This is a genomic window from Xenophilus sp., from assembly GCF_044462705.1.
GTDB lineage: Bacteria > Pseudomonadota > Gammaproteobacteria > Burkholderiales > Burkholderiaceae_C > Xenophilus > Xenophilus azovorans.
Genome location: NZ_JBIQNC010000365.1, coordinates 1 through 2,199 on the forward strand (window position 1 = coordinate 1; position 2,199 = coordinate 2,199).

Here is a 2,199-nt window from a genome sequence, read left to right on the forward strand (position 1 = left end):
CGCGCTCGGCCTCGCCTTGCACGAAGGCGCTGGCGGCCAGTTGCCAGAACGACTCCGGCAGCTCGCCCTGCGGCGGCAGCAACTCGCCCTGGTGGCGGGCGATGAAGCCGGTGTCCAGCTCGGCGTTGGCGAAGGCCGGATGAGCCAGCACGCGACGCAAGAAGGCCAGGTTGGTCTTCACCCCGCCGACGGCGGTCTCGGCGAGCATGGCCAAGAGGCGCTGGCGGGCCTGCTCGCGGTTCTCGCCCCAGGCGATCAGCTTGCCGAGCATCGGGTCGTAGAACGGCGACACGGTGTCGCCTTCGGCCACGCCGCTGTCGACGCGCCGGCCCGGGCCATCCGCGGCTTCACGGTAGAGATCGAGAGTGCCGGTGGCGGGGAGGAAATCGTTGTCCGGATCCTCGGCATACAGGCGCACCTCGATGGCGTGGCCGTTCAGCGGCACCTCGTCCTGGCTGATCGGCAGCGGCTCGCCGCGGGCGACGCGGATCTGCCAGGCGACCAGGTCGAGGCCGGTGATCGCCTCGGTGACCGGGTGCTCGACCTGCAGGCGGGTGTTCATCTCCATGAAGAAGAATTCGCCGCGCGCATCGAGGAGGAATTCCACGGTGCCGGCGCCGACGTAGCCGATGGCCTTGGCCGCCTTGACCGCCGCCTCGCCCATGGCGCGGCGCAGCTCCGCCGACAGGCCGGGGGCCGGGGCCTCCTCGACCACCTTCTGGTGGCGGCGCTGGATCGAGCAGTCGCGCTCGTTGAGGTACAGGCAGTTGCCGTGCCCGTCGGCGAACACCTGGATCTCCACGTGGCGCGGCTTGAGCACGTACTTCTCGACCAGCATGCGCGCGTCGCCGAAGGCAGCCTGGGCCTCGCGCTGCGCGGAGGCCAGTGCCTCGCCCAGCTCGCTCTCGCGCTCGACCACCTTCATGCCCTTGCCGCCGCCACCGGCGGCAGCCTTGAGCAGTACCGGGTAGCCGATCACCTCGGCGGCGGCGCGGAAGGTCTCGTAGTCCTGGGACTCGCCGTGGTAGCCGGGCACCAGCGGCACGCCAGCGGTTTCCATCAGCGCCTTGGCCGCCGACTTGCTGCCCATGGCGTCGATGGCGCTGGCCGGCGGGCCGAGGAAGATCAGCCCGGCCGCATCACAGGCGCGGGCGAAACCGGCATTCTCGGAGAGGAAGCCATAGCCGGGGTGGATGGCCTGGGCGCCGCTGGCCTTGGCCGCTTCGATCAGCTTGTCGACCAGCAGGTAGCTGTCGGCCGGCTTGGCGCCACCGAGGTCGACGCGGATGTCGGCCTCGCGGGCGTGGCGTGCTTCGGCGTCGATGGCGCTGTGCACGGCCACGGTGGTCAGGCCCAGGACCTTGGCGGTGCGCATCACCCGGCAGGCGATCTCGCCGCGGTTGGCTACCAGCAGGGTGTCGATGTGTCGGCTCATGCTTGCTTCTCCTGCCAGGCGGGGCTGCGTTTCTCGAGGAAGGCGCGCAGGCCTTCCTGGCCTTCCTGGCTGACGCGCAGGCGGGCGATGGCGCTTTCGGTGTAGCGACGCAGGTCCGGGCCGAGGGTCCCGCTGCCGACTTCCTCGAGCAGGTCCTTGGTCGCCTTCATCGCCTGCGGGCTGTTCAACTGCAGGTTGGCGATCCATTGCTCGACGGCGGCGTCCAGCTCGGCGGCCGGGTAGGTTTCGGCGAGCAGGCCCAGCTCGCGGGCGCGCAAGCCGTCGAAGCGTTCGGCCGACAGGGCATAGCGGCGCGCGGCGCGCTCGCCGATGGCCTGGACCACGAACGGACTGATCACCGCCGGAGCCAGGCCGATGCGCACCTCGGACAGCGAGAACAGCGCGTCCTCGGCACCGATGGCGATGTCGCAGCAGGCGGCCAGGCCCACCGCGCCGCCGAAGGCGGCGCCCTGTACCACGGCCAGGGTCGGCAGGGGCAGGTGGTAGAGGTTGTACATCAGCTCGCCCAGTTCGTGGGCGTCCGCCAGGTTGGCGTCGTAGTCCAGCTCGGCGGCCTCGCGCATCCAGGCCAGGTCGGCGCCGGCGGAGAAGTGCCGGCCGCGGCCGCGCAGGATGAGGAAGCGCAGCTCGGGCCGGTCCTTGACCTGGTCGAGGGCCTGGATCAGCTCCCTGATCATCGCGCCGTTGAAGGCGTTGTTCTTGTCGGCGCGGTCCAGCCACAGGGTGGCGAAGCCGCGCGCATC

At 70.8% G+C, this 2,199-nt stretch carries 2 protein-coding genes; both read right to left on the reverse strand.

The genetic code is table 11. From position 1 onward, the window contains the following. On the reverse strand, positions 1-1,435 hold a 1,435-nt coding region (locus ACIY1X_RS26170), incomplete at its 3' end, for an acetyl/propionyl/methylcrotonyl-CoA carboxylase subunit alpha (RefSeq protein WP_399686525.1). After that, the coding region (locus ACIY1X_RS26175) for a gamma-carboxygeranoyl-CoA hydratase (protein WP_399686527.1) at positions 1,432-2,199 on the reverse strand (768 nt) is incomplete at its 5' end. The genes ACIY1X_RS26175 and ACIY1X_RS26170, both read right to left, overlap by 4 nt.